The 1197-nt window shown below is 60.3% G+C and carries 2 protein-coding genes and 1 pseudogene; 2 read left to right on the top strand and 1 reads right to left on the bottom strand.

Translation table 11 applies throughout. The features are described from left to right. Window positions 1-3: 3 nt before the first annotated feature. The gene (locus ACEWPL_RS19405) at window positions 4-96 is read left to right on the top strand and encodes a hypothetical protein (protein ID WP_420744404.1); all 93 of its coding nucleotides are present in this window, start codon (window positions 4-6) and stop codon (window positions 94-96) included. Between the two features lie 193 nt (window positions 97-289). Further along, a pseudogene (locus ACEWPL_RS19400) lies at window positions 290-916 on the top strand (IS5 family transposase). Between the two features lie 78 nt (window positions 917-994). On the opposite strand, the gene ACEWPL_RS19395 reads toward ACEWPL_RS19400, so the two are convergent. Beyond that, a partial coding sequence (locus ACEWPL_RS19395) for a hypothetical protein (protein ID WP_420744403.1) occupies window positions 995-1197 on the bottom strand: 203 nt, incomplete at its 5' end.

Below are 1197 nucleotides of genomic sequence, written 5' to 3'. Positions count from 1 at the left end.
TTCCTGGCATCCGACCGCGCCTCCTACATCACCGGCGCCGAATTGGTCGTCGATGGCGGACTGAGCGCATCGATCCGCCAAGTTGTTGACGGTTAGCGCCCTTGGAGGTCGGCTCGACAGATTTACGCTGCGGTTTGCCTAGACTTCTTGGCAATACGTATCGGTGTCATTAGATGCGCTGGGCTTTGTTGCGTAAAGGCCGGGTGAGGGATTCTCCTCGTGAATCCAGCGTGGTAGCTGGTCTGCATGACCAGACACTACCCCGCCGTGCTACAAGACGAAGAACTGGCTGGCCTATAACGAAGCGCTGAAGCAGCGCGGCTCCCTGACGATCTGGTTCGACCCGGACATGGTGTGGGTGCCCCCCGCCAACGGGCAAGCGAGGCAGGCAGCCGCGGTATAGCGATGCCGCTATCCAGACATGCCTGACGATGAAGTTGCTCTTCGGCATGGCTCTTCAGCAGACGACCGGGTTCGTGGAGAGCCTGCTGCGTCTGGCCGGCCTCGACTGGGCGGTGCCGGATTTCAGCACGCTGAGCCGACGCCAGAAGACCCTGACCGTGTCTGTTCCCTACCGCGGCTCGCAGGGGCCGTTGAACCTGTTGATCGACAGCATCGGCATTAAGGCCGAGGGCGAAGGCAACGGGCACGCTCGAAAGCATGGCGGCGCGAAACGCCGTCTATGGCGCAAGATCCACATCGGTGTCGACGAACAAACACTGGATATCCGAGCCATTGAGATCACCGGAAGCACCGTCGGGGACGCGCCGAGACAAAGATGCATTGCGTGAAGCTGCTGGGGCAGAGCCTCACGGCACGCGACTTCGGCCGCCAGGTCGCCGAACTCCAGATCCGCGCCGCCGTCCTTAACGGCTACACCGCGCTCGGCATACCTCTCACAAAGTCCGTGGGATAAGTGCGTCTGGGGAAAGGGATGGTCCGGGCTTCACGCGCTTTGCGCAACAGAGCCATCCAGAAGGGGAGTTGCAATGGACTAGAGCGGACTTGCCGCAGAGCAGAGTGCAGCCACTAGTTCATGCTGGCAAATGTCGGCTTTCAGCAACCCGGCCTGATTGGTTGGCGGCTGCAGAGAATGTCCGGTTTCCGCCGATTCTGTAAAAAAAACAGCGTGTTTCTGGCGCAGAAAGTGGCGGCTTGAATGGAGCGCGAGCGCCTTTCTCATTAGGCTTTTTGCGT

Origin of the sequence: Roseovarius roseus (assembly GCF_043355935.2) — a bacterium.
In the GTDB taxonomy this organism is placed as follows: Bacteria; Pseudomonadota; Alphaproteobacteria; order Rhodobacterales; family Rhodobacteraceae; genus Roseovarius; species Roseovarius roseus.
Note: the sequence above shows the minus strand (reverse complement) of the source record. Positions and strands in the feature narration are given on the sequence as shown.